This window comes from Succiniclasticum sp. (assembly GCF_056977735.1).
Map to the genome: position 1 here is coordinate 212,464 of NZ_DBMCWA010000001.1, position 16,029 is coordinate 228,492.

A 16,029-nucleotide genomic window follows, 5' to 3' on the forward strand; every position below is an offset into this window, starting at 1 on the left:
TGCTTTTTTTGAGATGATATGAATATGAAGAAATGGAAAGACCGTTATAATCCCATTATAATATTTTGCATCGCCGTTGCATTTTGTGCGGCGCTGTGGCTGGTACAGACTCGTATCCAGATTGAAAAGCGGAATGACACTGTGGAACAGACGCTGGATTATCAGGCGATCCTGATGATGGCCCGGCGGGAAGGCTGCAGCAGTGAGAAACTGTTGCAACAGTTTAAGGACGCCGGTGTTACCACGCTGATCGTATATGATACGACGCTGGAACGGCTGGACCGGGAAGGCCGGATTTCTGCTATGCCGGGGGATGTGTTACAAAAGGCGGCAAAGGGAATCCATCATGGGGATTTTGATGTGGTCCTTTCTTCTGTACAGATCAATCCGGATGCTGTCTATGTAACCCGTGGAGAGGATGAAGAAGCCTGGACGGAAGTAAAAGAAGACCTGCTTCTGCGGTATGGCGCGGAACGACTCCGTACGGTAAGCCAGACGCCGGAGATACTGGAGATTAAAGGTGACTCCCGTTTACTGCTGGAGCCGGATTATCGGGCTAAAACCCCGATGATGCAGGCTCCGTTGGGACTTTCTGTGAAAGAACTGAAAGAAGTGGAAGCCGCCGGTTTTTTGACAGCGATTCGTCCACAGAATTATCTTCCGTATTCCCGGAAGGCAACGGACAGCCTGTTTTCCCGGATTGACAAGTCGGGAGTTCAGGTGACAACCTATATTCCCTGCGGCACGGATGTAATCGGTTTTCCCAATGACATCGGCTATATGGGGAAAAAACTGGAGGAACGGAATATCCGGCTGGGGTTGCTGGAACATGTGACCCAGCTGCAATTTGCCAGGTTTGACGGACTGGATGCCCTGCTTCACAGTGTGGACAACAATGCGGTACGGGTGCTGAATATTGACGCCCAGGAAAACAGCAAGCTGATGATGCCGGATGCCCTGCGGCGCTGGGCGCTGGCAGACGAGGAACGGAACATCCGTGTCAATTACGTCCGCCTGTTCCTGAAACCCCAGAACGCTGTGGATATTATCGATCTGAACCTGGATTATATGAAGCAGATCACCCAGCAGGTGAAGGCCCGCGGATACAAGATCGGTGTGGCCGGTGTGTTCCAGAAACCGGGTGAAAAGGCATCTGCCTCAGCCAACGGCACCCCGGGCTTTGCCGGTTCCTATGAACCGGGCCGCTGGTCTTTGCTTTTGGTTGCGCTGGGGGCCTGGGCTGCGCTGGCGTTATACCTGGGAATGATTCTTCCTTCCCTGAAGGGCTGGAAACAATACGCATTGGTTGGCGCCGGCATGCTGGTAACTGCTTTTTGCCTGTTTATGGGACGCGGCCTGTCGTTGCGGCAGGGTCTGGCGTTCCTTTCGGCTGTCCTGTATCCTGTTCTTTCGATGAGTGTGATTTTAACACTGTGGGAAAATAGTAAGACAGACATAAAATCAACGGGCGGCGTAATTATTACAGCTTTATGGCAGCTTGCCCTTGCGATTGTTCTTTCGCTGGTTGGCGCAACATTGAATGCGGCCATTATGGGGGATACACGTTTCTTTCTGGAAGCAGATATCTACCGTGGCGTAAAGCTGACATTTATTATGCCTGTGCTGTTGATGTTGCTTTTGTTTTTACGGCAATACAGCATTTTTTCCCAGGATGGGGCCAGGCCGGCAGAGCTGTTTTCCCAGCTTGTCAAAATCTGTAAGACCCGTCTTACGTTAGGGCATTTTGTGATTTTAGGCGTGTTGCTGTTCGTTGCCTATATCTTTGTTGGACGCAGCGGACATACCGGCGGGGTGCCGGTGCCTGCGATTGAGATCAAACTGCGCCTGTTCCTGGAAGAAATCATGTACGCCCGCCCCAGAGAAAAAGAGTTCATGATTGGTCACCCGGCTTTCTTCCTGGCCGTGCTGGCTGCATACCGTATGGCGCCTAACTGGTGTAAACTGGCGCTGGTAGTGGGGGCGGTGATCGGGCAGGGTTCCCTGGTGCAGACATTCTGTCATATGCGCACGCCGGCCATGATGAGTTATATCCGGGCGGCAGACGGCTATCTGCTGGGGTCTGTACTGGGTATTATTGCAGTGATCGCAGTTTCAATTTTGATGCCATATGTAAAGCCGTGGCTAAGGAGATTTTCTGTTAATGAGTAAAATTGTTATTTCCGGGTATTACGGATTTAATAATGCCGGTGATGAGGCGCTGCTGACGGCAATCCTTGCCTCGTTGCGTGCTGTTGAGCCGAAGGCGGATATTACCGTAATTTCCGGGAATCCGGGAAATACAATTGCAAAACATCAGGTAAAATCGTTATACCGTTTTGCGGCAGTCCGGCTTCTGCGGGCCATCGGCGAAGCGGATCTGGTCATCAGCGGCGGCGGCAGTCTGTTGCAGGATGTGACCAGTATGAGGAGCCTGCTGTATTATCTTTCCATTATTGCAGCGGCAAAATGGAAAGGCCGTAAGGTCATGCTGTTTGCCCAGGGCATCGGGCCCATCCGAAACCGGTTTATGCGGGTGCTGACCCGCATGGTAGTGAACAAGGCGGACCTGATTACCGTTAGGGACAGGGATTCGGCAGAAGAACTGGAGCGCATGGGTGTTTCTGCAGTAAAAGTTGACGTTACGGCAGATCCGGTGCTGATGTTGAACCCTGAATCCAGGGTGGCAGGAAAAACAATCCTGAAAGAAGCAGGCCTGGATCCGTACAAACCGATTATCGGCGTTTCTGTCCGGGTATGGCCGGACAACCAGCGCTGCCTGAAACAGCTTGCGGCAGCATTGGGAACACTCAGCGAAAAGTACAATGCCCAAATTGCTATTTTGCCATTGCAGGTTTCTATGGATTTGAAAGACAGCCAGCTGTTGCAAAGTTACCTTCCCGATATCCGAAACAAAGTCGCCCTGTTGCAGGGAGATTATTCTACCGAGGAATTCCTCAGCATTATTGGGAGCTTCCGGTTGTTGATCGGTATGCGGCTGCATGCGCTGATTTTTGCCGCCGTGATGAAAGTGCCCCTGATGGCTATCTCCTATGATCCCAAAGTGGACAGCTTTCTGAAAGCCATAGGCGCCCAGGCAGTAGGTACGGTGGAAACGTTGAACGCCGCGAAAGTTGAAAACGCTGCGGGGGAACTGTGGGGACAAAAACCGCAGATGCAGGAAGAGCATCTTGTCGCAATGCGCGAACTGGCGCAGAGCACCGTATCAAAAGCGTTTGATCTGCTGCGCCGGTAAAATAATTCGCAATAATTTTGCAAACGGTGTACGTAAAAAGTTGTATAGTATTAGTGGAGAACTTACGTCTCCAAATCATCTTGGAGGGAGTTTTATCTGTGCTGGAAATGACAGATGTCAGCAAAACATATCCCGGTGGGAATGTGGCGCTGCGTAATATTAATGTCCGGATCGAGCAGGGCGAGTTTGTTTTTATCGTAGGCCCCAGCGGAGCCGGCAAATCCACATTTATCAAATTACTGTTCCGGGAAGTGCTCCCCACTTCCGGCAGTATTCGTCTGAACGATGTGGATATTTTGAATTTAACAGCTAAAGAAGTACCGTACCTGCGGCGGCAGCTGGGAATCATTTTCCAGGATTACCGCCTGTTGCCGGACCGTACGGTGTATGATAATGTTGCCTTTGCCATGCAGGTTATTGAAGCGCCGTACCGCAAAATCAAACGGCGCGTGATGAATGTGCTGGACCTGGTAGGTCTGCGCCGCCGGGCCTATTCAAAACCCAATGAGCTGTCGGGTGGTGAACAGCAGCGAATTGCGATTGCCCGGGCTATTGTCAACAGCCCCAGCCTGGTAATCGCGGACGAACCCACAGGGAACCTGGATCCGGAAACCAGCATGGAAATTATGGAAATTTTCCAGGAGATCAATAATACCGGGACGACCATTATTATGGCGACCCATGACAAGGAAATCGTCGACGCTATGGGCAAGCGGGTCATTGCAATCGAAAACGGTGAAATCGTTCGCGACGAATTGAACGGAGTATACGGATATGAGTCTGAGCAGTAAAGAATATTTTATCCGTGAGACAGGCAAATCCATTAAACGAAACGGCATAATGAGTTTTGCTTCTGTTTCTACGGTTGCCGTTTCCCTTCTGGTACTGGGACTGTTCCTGCTGATGTACCTGAATACGGATAATCTGGCAAAATATCTGGAAGGCCAGGTAGAGATGACAGTCTACCTGGAGGATACCGCTACCGGTGAAGAAGTAGCCGAAATGCGGGATAAACTGAAAAAAATGGAAGGCGTGGTCCAGGTTACAGAAGTGACCAAGGCCATGGCCATGGAGCGATTCAAGAACCGGCTGGGTGATCAGGCCACTTTGCTGAAGGCGCTGGGCAAGGACAACCCGTTCCCCTTTTCTTTTGAAGTACAGGTAGACAGGCCGGAGCGAATAAAGGCACTGGTATCCCAGATAGAACACTGGCCGAAGGTAGAGACCGCGAAATTCGGGCAGGAGGTAGTAGAGCACCTGTTCGCCCTGACCAAGGTGATGCGTATCGGCGGTGCAGTCCTGATCGTATTCCTTTGTTTTGCAACTCTGTTTATTATTATCAACACCATACGTCTTACCGTGTTTGCCCGGCGGCGCGAGGTGGTTATCATGAAATATGTAGGCGCGACCGACTGGTTCATCCGCTGGCCTTTCATGCTGGAAGGCATGACCCTGGGGCTGGGCGGCGGTGTCATTGCCTGTGCTGTAGTGGACCTGATTTATGTGAGCCTCAGCGGACGTCTGCATACGACCTTTGCGTTCTTCCCGGTGTTACCGTCATGGCCGACCCTGTTGTACGCGGACCTTTTTATCCTGGCCTGCGGCACGCTGATCGGCGCGCTGGGCAGTTACCTTTCCCTGAAAAAGTTCCTTCGGGTATAAGGAGGCTGTCCAATGAAATCTCGCAAAGTTTTAACGGCGCTCCTTGCCTTATGGCTTTTTTTACTTAATGTGCTGCCTGCTTTTGCTGCCAGTGAGATGGAAAAGAAGCAGGAGGAGCTGAATCAGGCCCAGCATAATGTGCAGGTGGCCGAAGAAAAAAAGGATCAGGCAAAACAAAAAGTCGCTGAAGCGAAAGAAAGCCTGGGGGAAATCGTTGCAAAATTAAGCCGCCTGCAGAAGGATATAGATGTTCTTCAGAAAAAGGCGGATGCCCTGCAGAAAGATATTGATAAAAATACGGCTGAACTGAATAAAAAGAAAGAGGAAATGGAAGGGCGGATGGAAATATACCGCCACCGGCTCCGCGATATTTATGAGAACGGGCAGATCAATTATCTGGACGTATTGCTGGGAGCGAAGGACTTTGGGGATTTTGCTTCCCGTATGTACCTGCTGCAGAAAATCATCCGCAGCGATCTGGATCTGATTGCCGTGATTGAACAGGAAGCAGGGGAAATCCAGAAGCGCCAGGATCAGCTGGATGCCCAGATGGCGGAAATCAAAAAAGACAGGGCTGCTTTGGAACAAAAACGCAGCGATGCAGAAAGCATGAGGCAGCAGCGTGCACAGAAACTGTACATGGCAGAAGAAGAAAAGCGTAAGTCGGACGAAGAATACGACCGTATGCTTGCGATTTCCGATAACATCAAAGCCATGTTGCAGGGGATGGAAGCCGCTTCCCAGATGCCTTCCGGCGGTGGCAACGGCTCTTTTGTATGGCCCTGCTCCGGCCCGATCACATCGTATTACGGATGGCGTGTGCATCCTATCTTTGGGACACGGAAATATCATTCCGGTATGGACATCGCGGTTGATTACGGTACGCCGATCCATGCGGCAGCCACCGGTGTGGTGGTGTATTCCGGCTGGATGGGTGGTTATGGGTATGCCATCATGATTGACCACGGTGGCGGCCTGGTTACGATTTATGGACATAATTCCAGCCTGGCGGTCAGCGAGGGGCAGCGTGTTTCTCAGGGCCAGTTGGTAGCTTATGCAGGCAGTACCGGCTATTCCACCGGTCCTCATTGCCATTTTGAAGTACGCCTGCACGGTGAAGTGACGGAACCGTTGAATTACCTGCCTTAAGAAGGACTTTACAACGGTGATTTGCTTCTGACTATACGGATACGTTTAAAGGAGGAAGGGGCTTGGCCCTGGTCCTCCTTTTGATAGTACGCTTTATTTTTTTTTGCAGTGGAGGGAATCAGGTGTTTAACAAAAAGGTCAGTATATGGGTGATTCCTCTGGTCGTGATACTTACCGTATCCATGATGGTCATCGGTATAGCCTGGGGCCTGCAGAAGCTGACAGGTAATACGGGCGGTGCGCTACAGTTCCTGTATACGCTGGGAAAGATCCAGTCGAGTTATGTAGGAGAATACACAGACAAGAAATTATTTGAAGGTGCCATGCACGGGCTGGTGGAAAGTCTGGACGACCCCTATTCCGAGTATCTGGATGAAAAAGGCTTTGCCCAGCTGAACGAGATGACGGACGGAACCTTTGGCGGCATCGGCGTGGTGTTGGGCCAGCGCAATAAAGAGTTTGTCGTAGTTTCGCCTATGGAAGGCTCTCCCGGGGCCAAGGCTGGCATTGAAGCCGGCGACAAGATCCTGAAGGTAAACGACCAGGACACGAAAGGACGGTCCCTGGAAGATGTTGTGAGTACCATCCGCGGCAAAAAAGGAACCAGCGTCAGGCTGTTGCTGGAGCATAAGAATGGCGAACAGTATACAGCGGATATTGTACGTGACGATATCAAGATTAAGTCGGTAGCGGGAAAAATGCTGCCGGATTCCAAAATCGGTTATATCCGCATTTCCATGTTCAATGAAAATACCGGAACAGAATTTAAAAAGGCTTACGAAAAACTGGAACAGGAGGGGATGCAGGCCACCCTGCTGGATCTCAGGCACAATCCCGGCGGCCTGTTAGGCGAATGTGTTAAAGTTGCCAACTTCATCGTACCCAAAGGCCCGGTGGTTTCTATTACAGATAAAAAAGGGAAAACGCAGGTCTACGAATCGAAACTGGAAAAAGTTAAATACCCGCTGGCGGTTTTGATTGACCACGGTAGCGCCAGTGCTTCGGAAATCGTGTCCGGTGCGGTACAGGATACCAAAGCCGGTAAACTGTTCGGTGTAAAAACCTATGGGAAAGGCTGTGTCCAGTCGGTGTTCCATATTACGCAAGACACCGGGCTCAAGCTGACGACAGCCATGTATTATACACCGTCCGGCCGGTCTATCCACAAAGTGGGCGTGGAACCCGATGTGGAAATTGAATTGCCGGAAAAGGCGACCGAGGATGTGCAGCTGAAAAAGGCGGAAGAATATTTGAGGGAAGAATTAGTGAAAAGCAAGTAGAATTCAGACAGAGCCAAAGTTAAGGAAACGCTGATCAAATAAAAGAATCATAAATATAAGAATTATAAGAAGAAAAAAATGTACCGGATTTATCCAATTGGACAAATCCGGTACACTTTTTTAAGATGATTATTTTTCTTCGTTTCCAACATTAAATATCAAGCAGTAAATAACCGGCATAACGATCAGCGTAATAAGAGTTGCCACGGTCAGCCCGCAGGAGATGGCAATGGCCAGTCCCCGCCAGAAATCACTGGGGAACATGGGAATCAGCCCCAGCACCGTAGTCAGGGCTGTCAGCATGATGGGACGGAAACGCACGATGACGGATTCTGTTACGGCTTTCAGGCGGGGCATGCCCTGGGCCAGATGCTGGTCGATCTGGTCTACCAGCACAGTGGAATTCCGGATGATAGTGCCAATCAGTGCCAGTGCACCGATTTCTGCCATGATGCCCAGCGGCGTGTTGAACAGGAACAGGCCCAGAATTACACCCACGATACCCAGGGGAGCTGTGCAGACGACAATGATCACTTTCCTGACATCTTTTAACATAGTCATCAGCAAAATCAGCATGATGACCAGCATCGCAGGGACAGGTCCTAACAGGGAGCGGAGTGAATCTTCGCTTTTTTCCGAAGGGCCGCCTATCTCGATGGTTACGCCGGCGGGCAGTTTGTTCCGCATTTCTTTGGAAGCTTCCATAATCTGATTGGTTACATCGTTGCCGGTTACGCCGTCCGCGATCCCCGCGTTGACAGTAATGGTGGGAAGCAGATTGCGCCGCCAAATCATGCCGTCTTCGTTTTCATAATTGAGGTAAGCCACCTGGTTCAGCTGCACTGCGCCTTTTGCAGTCGGTATGCTCATGGTTCCCAGATCACTGATGCTCTGGTGATCTTTAGGTTCCAGCCGGAAGACAATATCAATGGCCTGGTCGCCTTCATAATACTGGCTGATGCTGTACCCGCTGATTTCCGCGTACAGAGCGGATGCGACTGTTTTACGGGTCAGTCCCATCTGCCGGAGTTTGTCGTCATCCAGTTCGACCCGTACGGCAGGGGCTTTTTCCATCCAGTCGTAGCGTACCATGGTCACATTTTTGTTTTCCAGCATGACCTGTTTCAGCTTTCCCGCATATTCCTTCGCCAGGGCGTCGGTGGGAGCGCTGATCCGGATCATGACCGGGTACGGTGTCGGCGGACCCAGTGGAATGGACCGGGAGTAACTCTGCACATTGGGAAGCTGCTCTTCTACCAACACTTTGATTTTCTTTTCCAGATCTTTACGGGACTTCAGATCTTTCGCCACCACTACCAGCTGCGCATAATTATTGCGGGGCTGGACGGGGTCGATGACCAGTACGAAGCGGGGACTGCTCTCGCCTACATAGGTTGAGATGCTTGCCACACCGTCTTCTTTCAGTATCATTTCTGTAAGCTTACGTGCCGCTTCGTCGCTGGCCTGCAGGCTGGAGCCTTCCGGCAGGTTCATTTCCACCAGCAGTTCCGGACGCACGGAGGCAGGGAAAAATTCCTGCTTCAGCAATTTACCTAACAGCAGGGTCGAGGCAAACACACACAACGTGATCAGAATTACCGCAATGCGGTGCAGCAACGACCAGTTCAGCAGTTTTCGGAAAAGTACATAGAAACCGCTTTGGTACATGGGATTTTCTCCGTTGTTTTCCAAAGACGGAACTGCCGGATCCGGGCTTTTCGGTTTAGCAGCGGCCGGAGATACTTCACCGTCCTTTGGACGGATCCATTCATGGGCCAGAACCGGAGCCACCGTGGCCGAAACCAGCCAGCTGCTCATCAACGTGATCGTGATCACGGTAAACAGACTGCCGGCATATTCGCCCACATTGGATTTTGCAAACGCAATGGGCATAAAGCTGACGCAGGTGATCATGGTACCTGTCAGCAACGGTTTGGCACAGCTTTCAAAGGCGAAGGAGCAGGCTTTGATCCGGTTCCAGCCTTCGTTGATTTTGGTTTCAATCATTTCCACGACGACGACGGAGTCATCGACCAGCATGCCCAGGGCCACGATCAGGGAGCCCAGGGACAGCTTGTGCAGGTCAATGCCTGCCATATACATGCCTACCATACTGCACATGAGTACCAGCGGGATGCAGACGGAAATAACATAACCGCTCTGCCGGCCCAGCGTCATCAGGCTGACCACCAGAACGATCAGGATCGCTTCGATCAGGCTTTCCATAAATTCATTGATGGAATTTTTTACTACCTGAGGCTGATTCAGTACCTGATTCAATTCAAATCCCAGGGGGAGGTCTTTCCGGATTTCCTGAATGGTTTTATCCAGGTTCTCGCCAAGCTTCAGATTGTTGCCGCCATCCACCATGGAAATGGCAATACCCACAGCAGGCTTACCGTTAAAATACATTTTGGGTTCGGCAGGGTCGGCATACCCGCGTTTGACCGCTGCCAGATCCCCCAGCCGCAGTGTACGCCCGTTGCCGCTGACAGGCAGGTTTTCAATGTTCTTTACCGTATCCGGAATGCCGGTAAGCCGAAGATAGATATTACTCTGGCCATCGTGTTTCATGGCGGCCGGGGTAACGGAAGTCTCAGCCTGGATCACCGCTGCCAGCTGGTCTACGCTCATCCCCAGCTGGGCCAGTTTGGCATTGTCGATCTGGATATAGATTTTTTCCGGCTGGACGCCTAACAGTTCTACTTTCTTTACATCGGGCACCTGCACAAACCGGTCTTTGATTTTACTGGCGACTTTCCGCATCTCCTCATAGGAAAAACTGTCGGAAGTTATGGCGTATACGTTTCCGTATACGTCGTCAAAGTGGTCGTTATAGTATGGCCCATACAAATCAGAAGGGAGGGAACGCCTTCCGTCGCTGACCAGGTTACGTACTTCCTGCCAGCGAAGCTTCGTTGTTTCTGCAGAAACGTTTTCCTTTAAGTATACGTTGACCACGCTGACGCCCGGACGGGAATAGCTGGTGATATAATCCACATCCGGAACAGTCTGGGCGATTTTTTCTATTTTATCAGTCACCTGCATTTCCATCTGCTTGGCGGTAGCGCCCGGCCAGGCGGCGGATACTACCATCTGCTTGACGGTAAAGCTGGGATCTTCCTGCCGTCCAAGAATAAAATAGGAATAAATACCCATCACCGTCAGCAGGACGGCAAAAAAGTAAACGACCTGTTTATGTTTGATTGCCCATTCGGCCCAGTTCTGGTTCATTTTGCTTCACTGCCTTCCAGACGGACTTCCTGTCCTTCTGCCAGTTTTTTGATGCCGCCGGTAACGATTACGTCGCCTTTCGAGAGACCGCCGGTAATGATGACATGGCTGCCTTCATAGCCTGCTGTTTTTACATTGACCAATGTTGCTTTTTTATCACGGATGACCCAGACCTGTGCCTGATCCCCGGTCTGGTAGATTGCACCGGAGGGAACGGTGATTTTATTTTCCTGGCCGGCATGCAGCATGACCTTTGCAGTCATGCCCAGTTTTGCCTGTGCCGGCATGGTATCTACAGCAACCCTGACTTTATAGGTGCGGGTAACGGCATCTGCCATAGGGGCGATTTCGCTGATGTGACCGGAAGCTGTCAAATCATTCAGCGCCCAGAAGGTGATCGTGGCAGGCTGGTCAGGCTTGATCTGCCCCAGCCGGTTTTCCGGTACAAAGATCTGGATCTCCCGGCTGCCGTCCTGTACGATAGTAGCTACCGGTGTTCCGGCGCCCACGACCTGTCCGACTTCCCCGGAAATCGCGGCAACGGTTCCGTCATGATCGGCTGTCAGCTGTGTGTAGCCAAGCTGGTTCTGGCTGGCAGTCCATTGCGCCTGGGCGCTCTTGAGGCTGGCTTCCGCCGCATCTAGCTGGGTCTTATACTGATCCCTTGCCATGGTGCTCACTGCGCCTTTTTCGTATAACGCGCTGAAACGTTTGTAGTTATCCCTTGCCAGTTCATAATTGGAACGTGCGGCTTCATACGCAGCTTTGGCGGCGTCATAACTTTGCTGCACATCCTTCGGGTCCAGTTCCATCAACACCTGGCCTGCACGGACTGTGTCGCCCAGACTGATATGGCGGGCCGTGATTTTGCCGGCGACCTGGAACGCCAGATTACTTTCGTACCTGCCCCGCACCTCTCCGGGATAAACGGATGTATCGCTGGCAGCCGTTTCCCCAATGGTCATGGTACGGACTACGGGTACGGGACGATCTTCAACAACCGGGGCTTTCAGTACATCATACAGACGCCAGCCGATAAAAACGGCAGCGACAGCTCCCAGCAGTATATAATGTGTTTTTGTCAGGCGTATTTCAGGCAGGCTCATGGTATCACCATTCTTTCAATTGTAACGTATCTGTTGGGTAACATAAGGGCCGGACAAAAATGTCCAGCCCTTTATGTAAGAAAATATGAATAAGATTTTTACGCAAAATGTCCTTTGGCTTTAATGACTTCGATGACTTCGTCCACATACTTTTCGCAGACTTCGTCGCTTTCCGCTTCCACCATGACGCGGATCACCGGTTCGGTGCCGCTTTCCCGTACCAGGATGCGGCCGGTGTCGCCTAATACTGCCGCAACTTTGGCAACGGCTGCCTGCACGTCCGGATCATTCTGTGCGTCCGGTTTGCTCTTTACCCGTACATTTTTCAGTACCTGGGGGTAGAACACGACGGGAGCTGCCAGTTCGCTCATGGGTTTTTCCTTGGCCAGCATGACTTCCATCAGTTTCAGGGAAGTGAGGATGCCGTCGCCGGTGTTGGCGTACTTGATGAAGATGGTATGGCCGGACTGTTCGCCGCCGATGCGGTTGCCGGTCTGTACCATGTTTTCATATACGTACTTGTCGCCTACTTTGGTCTTTTCGTATTCGATGCCCACCTTATCCAGCGCTTTGTAGAGGCCGAAGTTGGACATGATGGTGGTAACGACTTTATTGTTGATCAGCTTGCCCCGCTCTTTCATATAGAGACCGTAGATGTACAGGGTATGGTCGCCGGTGACTTCGTTGCCCTTTTCGTCTACGCACAGGCAGCGGTCCGCGTCGCCGTCGAAAGCAAAGCCGATGTCCAGCTTGTTGTCCACTACAAACTTCTGCAGATGTTCGATGTGGGTGCTGCCGCAGTCCGTGTTGATGTTGTAACCGTCCGGATGGTTGTTCATCACAAAAACCTTGGCTCCCAGGGCTTCAAACACCGCCGGGGCGATCTGCCAGGCGGCGCCATTGGCCACGTCCAGGCCGACCTTCACGTTCTTGAAGCTGTATTTGGACAGGGAAATCAGGTACCCGATGTAACGGTTGCGGCCCGCCACGTAATCCACCGTGCGGCCGATAGCTTCCCGTTCGGCAACCGGTACTTCCAGTTTGCCGTCAATATAATCTTCTACCTTTAAGATCGTCTCTTCGTCCATCTTTTCGCCGTCGCCGTTCAGCAGTTTGATGCCGTTATCGTAAAACGGGTTGTGGGAGGCGGAGATCATGATGCCGCAGTCGAAGTCGTCTACCCGGGTAATGTAAGAAATGGAAGGGGTCGTGGTCACGTGCATGATGTATGCGTCCGCGCCGGAAGCTACCAGGCCCGTACACAGGGCCGATTCAAACATGTAGGAACTGCGTCTTGTATCCTTGCCGATAACGATTTTGGCTTTTTTGCCCAACCGGGCGCCATAGTACCAGCCCAAAAAGCGGCCGATCTTCATGGCGTGTTCAAAGTTCAGGTCCTTGTTGGCTTCGCCCCGGAAACCGTCAGTACCGAAATATTTACCCATTGTTACATTTCCCCCTTATGGATGATTTCCCCGCTGTTCTTGTAGATGGAATTTGCAGGCACAACGCCCCGCACACAGGAGGTGGGGTACACGTTGCTGTTCCGGCCGATGACCGTACCCGGATTCATGACTGCGTTGCAGCCTACTTCCACATGGTCTCCCAGCATGGCTCCGAATTTTTTAATGCCGGTTTCAATCTGTTCCGTCCCGTTATGGACAATGACCAGTTTCTTGTCCGCCTTTACATTGCTGGTGATGCTGCCGGCGCCCATATGGCTGTAATAGCCAAGAATGCTGTCGCCCACATAGTTGTAATGGGGCGTCTGTACGTGATCAAATAAAATTACATTTTTCAGTTCCACGGAGTTGCCTACCACGCAGTCCGCGCCTACTAACGCGGAACCGCGGATGAAAGCGCCGTGACGGACTTCCGTGTTGGGCCCGATGATGCAGGGGGCGCCCAGATACGCAGTCGGGAACACGGTTGCGGTTTTATGTACCCAGACCTGGGGTTTCACTTCTTCGTAGTCGTCACCCAGGGCAGGGCCCAGCTGCAGGATCAGTTCCTTGATGCCTTTCAGGGCTTCCCAGGGATAGGTGAAGCCTTTCAGGTAATCGGCAGCCAGGGTATGATCCAGGTCATACAAGTCTTTAATCGTATACATGAATTACAGTCTCTCTTTCTTTTCGATATCCAGGAAGTATTTGTAGGTGTCTACGGTCAGTTCGCCGCAGGCTGCTTCATCGCAGGCGATGATGGCTCCGTTGTGCATCTGCAGGGCGCTGCAGGTCCATTTGTGGGACATGCCGCCTTCCACCGTGTGGGCCAGAGCCCGCGCTTTGTTATGGCCGTTGATCAGGATTAGCACTTCTTTGGAGTCGGTTACGGTGCCAACGCCAACGGACAGGGCCTGGGACGGTACTTTTTCCGGATCGTTATCAAAGAACCGGGAGTTGACGATACGGGTGTCCGTGGTCAGGTTCCGCAGGCCGGTACGGGAAGCCAGGCTGGTGAAGGGTTCGTTAAATGCGATGTGGCCGTCAACGCCGATGCCGCCCATGAACAGGTCGATGCCACCGTAAGAAGCGATTTTAGCTTCGTAATCCGCGCATTCTTTCACCGGATCGTTGGTCATACCGTTGAGGATGTTGATGTTTTCCGGTTTCATGTCCACCAGATGGTTAAAGAAATTGTCGTGCATGAAGTACCAGTAGGACTGATCATGTTCGTGGGGCAGGCCCAGGTATTCGTCCATGTTGAAGGTCACCACATTGGCAAAGCTTAATTCGCCGGCTTTGTTCATACGGGCCAGTTCCTTATACACGCCGATGGGGGAAGAACCGGTGGGCAGACCCAGTACAAAGGGACGGTCCTTTTCGGGACCTGCGTTGTGCTCTTTAATACGTTTTGCGATATAGTTAGCGGCCCACAGGCACATTTTTTCATAATTATCCTGAATAACGACTCTCATTTTACAAATCTCCTTTTAACATTTTCTATAAATTTTCTTTGCGGCTTACGCCGCGTTTTTTTGATTGTCATGTTTCTTTGGTGAAACGCCGGGCGCATATGAGCCTGGCGAACCTGAAACGAACAGACGCAGTGATGAGGGAACCTCTGTTACGGTGTTGATTCCGCTTTTTGCTTTCCCTCTGACGACGCACGTTACGCCGTGGCAGCATCCGCCGAGTCTTTCGACAACTGCCAATCCTCGTCACCCATGTAAGGGCCTGGCGCTATAGAATCTCCGGTTAGCCTCCCTGATAGGAGATTCCATTTACTGTTAAGGAACTTGGTCAGGCAATGATTCTGTCAGAAACACTGCAACGTTTCCAAAACCATATGTTGAATGGTAACATACAAACCACTACTAATTATAGTAAGAAATCGCAATGCAGTCAATGAAAAATCACTGTTTTTACAAACATTTCAAAACTTTCCGAAGGTGCTCTCTGAAGCGAAAAACCGGAGCATTACACTCCGGTCCCGTCAAAACAGGGAATAAACTCGCCGCAGGCAGATTCTTCTTCCTGCACGAAGCCGTCTTCAATGCCGCTGGCAAAGAGATAATCTTCCACTTCTTTGTACTCTTCCATAGTAACCTTGCGGTTTAACTCCGGGTATTCTGACGCACGGCCACAGGGTATATACTGGTGCATGAGGCTGAACATCACATCTCCGGGCTTAAAGGTCTGAGCCACCCAGTCAATGACGCGTTTCGTGTTGTCCATAAAACCCGGCAATACCAGATGGCGGATTATTACGCCGCTCTGCATGATGCCGTCCGCGTCCAGTTTGTAGGGGCCGACCTGCCGGAACATTTCCAGAATGGCTTTCCGGGTGATGTTCCAGTAATCGTATGCGTTGCTGTATTTCAGTGCCAGCATATCGTCGCTGTACTTCAAGTCCGGCAGCCAGATCTGTATCTTTCCTTCGAATTTCAGCAGCGTGTCCGTGGCTTCAAAACCGCTGGTGTTATACACCACGGGAACAGGAAGCTTTTCATCCAGGCTTTGCAGGATGGAATAAGCGAAATGTGTAGGGGTGACCAGATCAATATTGTGTACGCCCTTGGCAATCAGTTCGTGATAGATTTCTTTTAACCTTGCCACGGAGATTTCTTTTCCCTTATTCAGGCAGCTGATCTCGTAATTCTGACAGTAACAACAGTGCAGATTGCAACCGGTGAAGAACACGGTACCGGCTCCCCGGGTGCCGCTGAGACAGGGTTCTTCCCACATATGGACACCGGCCCGGGAAACAACAGGCAGGATTCCCACGCCGCAGCAGCCGAACATGCCTCCGGTATCGTTGATGCTGTCGGGGCGGTCAACACCGCAGCGGTGAGGACAAACGTAACATAACATAATGGATGACTTCCTTTCCCTTAAAAAACCTT

General features: G+C 51.4%; 12 protein-coding genes. 6 read left to right on the top strand and 6 right to left on the bottom strand.

Annotation, left to right across the window (positions count from 1 at the left end; translation table 11 throughout):
- Positions 1-24: 24 nt before the first annotated feature.
- The 6 genes from ACZOWY_RS01050 to ACZOWY_RS01075 all read left to right on the top strand — a co-directional run bounded on the left by ACZOWY_RS01050 (position 25) and on the right by ACZOWY_RS01075 (position 7,344).
- The gene (locus tag ACZOWY_RS01050) at positions 25-2,169 is read left to right on the top strand and encodes a DUF5693 family protein (protein ID WP_484391791.1); all 2,145 of its coding nucleotides are present in this window, start codon (positions 25-27) and stop codon (positions 2,167-2,169) included.
- Entirely contained in the window at positions 2,162-3,253 is a 1,092-nt protein-coding gene (gene csaB, locus ACZOWY_RS01055; RefSeq protein WP_484391795.1) for a polysaccharide pyruvyl transferase CsaB, read from the top strand. The genes ACZOWY_RS01050 and csaB overlap by 8 nt, the downstream gene beginning before the upstream one ends.
- A 98-nt stretch (positions 3,254-3,351) precedes the next feature.
- Positions 3,352-4,044, top strand: coding sequence for a cell division ATP-binding protein FtsE (gene ftsE, locus ACZOWY_RS01060; RefSeq protein ID WP_484391799.1), 693 nt, complete (start codon positions 3,352-3,354; stop codon positions 4,042-4,044).
- On the top strand, positions 4,028-4,915 hold the full coding sequence (ftsX, locus tag ACZOWY_RS01065; RefSeq protein ID WP_484391803.1) for a permease-like cell division protein FtsX: 888 nt from the start codon (positions 4,028-4,030) through the stop codon (positions 4,913-4,915). Before ftsE ends, ftsX begins: the two co-directional genes overlap by 17 nt.
- 12 nt (positions 4,916-4,927) lie before the next feature.
- Positions 4,928-6,064: a murein hydrolase activator EnvC family protein gene (locus ACZOWY_RS01070; protein ID WP_484391808.1), complete on the top strand. Its 1,137-nt coding sequence runs from the start codon at positions 4,928-4,930 to the stop codon at positions 6,062-6,064.
- A gap of 122 nt (positions 6,065-6,186) precedes the next feature.
- The gene (locus ACZOWY_RS01075) at positions 6,187-7,344 is read left to right on the top strand and encodes a S41 family peptidase (protein WP_484391811.1); all 1,158 of its coding nucleotides are present in this window, start codon (positions 6,187-6,189) and stop codon (positions 7,342-7,344) included.
- A gap of 129 nt (positions 7,345-7,473) precedes the next feature.
- Here ACZOWY_RS01075 and ACZOWY_RS01080 read toward each other — a convergent pair whose 3' ends face one another.
- The 6 genes from ACZOWY_RS01080 to ACZOWY_RS01105 form a co-directional block, all read right to left on the bottom strand.
- Positions 7,474-10,578, bottom strand: coding sequence for an efflux RND transporter permease subunit (locus ACZOWY_RS01080; RefSeq protein ID WP_484391815.1), 3,105 nt, complete (start codon positions 10,576-10,578; stop codon positions 7,474-7,476).
- Positions 10,575-11,684 (bottom strand): efflux RND transporter periplasmic adaptor subunit, encoded by a 1,110-nt coding sequence (locus ACZOWY_RS01085; RefSeq protein ID WP_484391819.1) that lies wholly within the window; start codon positions 11,682-11,684, stop codon positions 10,575-10,577. Before ACZOWY_RS01085 ends, ACZOWY_RS01080 begins: the two co-directional genes overlap by 4 nt.
- A gap of 98 nt (positions 11,685-11,782) precedes the next feature.
- A complete protein-coding gene (glmM, locus tag ACZOWY_RS01090; RefSeq protein WP_484391824.1) occupies positions 11,783-13,129 on the bottom strand; it encodes a phosphoglucosamine mutase in 1,347 nt (448 codons plus the stop codon).
- A gap of 2 nt (positions 13,130-13,131) precedes the next feature.
- Positions 13,132-13,794: an acyltransferase gene (locus ACZOWY_RS01095; RefSeq protein ID WP_484391829.1), complete on the bottom strand. Its 663-nt coding sequence runs from the start codon at positions 13,792-13,794 to the stop codon at positions 13,132-13,134.
- Positions 13,795-13,797: 3 nt separating this feature from the next.
- On the bottom strand, positions 13,798-14,601 hold the full coding sequence (gene nagB / locus ACZOWY_RS01100) for a glucosamine-6-phosphate deaminase (RefSeq protein ID WP_484391833.1): 804 nt from the start codon (positions 14,599-14,601) through the stop codon (positions 13,798-13,800).
- 502 nt (positions 14,602-15,103) lie between these two features.
- The gene (locus ACZOWY_RS01105; protein ID WP_484391837.1) at positions 15,104-15,997 is read right to left on the bottom strand and encodes a radical SAM protein; all 894 of its coding nucleotides are present in this window, start codon (positions 15,995-15,997) and stop codon (positions 15,104-15,106) included.
- Positions 15,998-16,029 lie beyond the last annotated feature (32 nt).